Origin of the sequence: Paraburkholderia sp. SIMBA_030, from assembly GCF_046535245.1 — a bacterium.
In the GTDB taxonomy this organism is placed as follows: Bacteria; Pseudomonadota; Gammaproteobacteria; order Burkholderiales; family Burkholderiaceae; genus Paraburkholderia.
Genome location: NZ_JAWRXB010001086.1, coordinates 1 through 254, shown reverse-complemented (window position 1 = coordinate 254; position 254 = coordinate 1). Strand labels below are relative to the sequence as shown.

Annotated in this window: 1 pseudogene; it reads left to right on the top strand. The window is 65.4% G+C overall.

What is annotated here, in order from left to right:
* Window positions 1-231: pseudogene (murQ, locus tag SB772_RS43370) on the top strand (N-acetylmuramic acid 6-phosphate etherase); the annotation flags it as partial.
* Between the last annotated feature and the right edge of the window lie 23 nt (window positions 232-254).

Below are 254 nucleotides of genomic sequence, written 5' to 3'. Positions count from 1 at the left end.
ATGGTGGATTTGCGCGCCACGAATGAGAAGTTGCTGGCCCGCTCCCAGCGGACCGTGCAGCACGCCACGGGAGTCTCAGCGCAAGAAGCTGCCGCGGCTCTGGACTCCGTCGGGGGCTCGGTGAAGGCGGCGATTTTGGTGCTGCTCACCGGCATCGACCCCTCCGCAGCAAAGGCCGCGCTCGACGACGCCGGTGGTTTCCTGCGAAGGGCGATCGAAAACCGGAAGTAGGGCATGCTGCGGACCGCATAAAG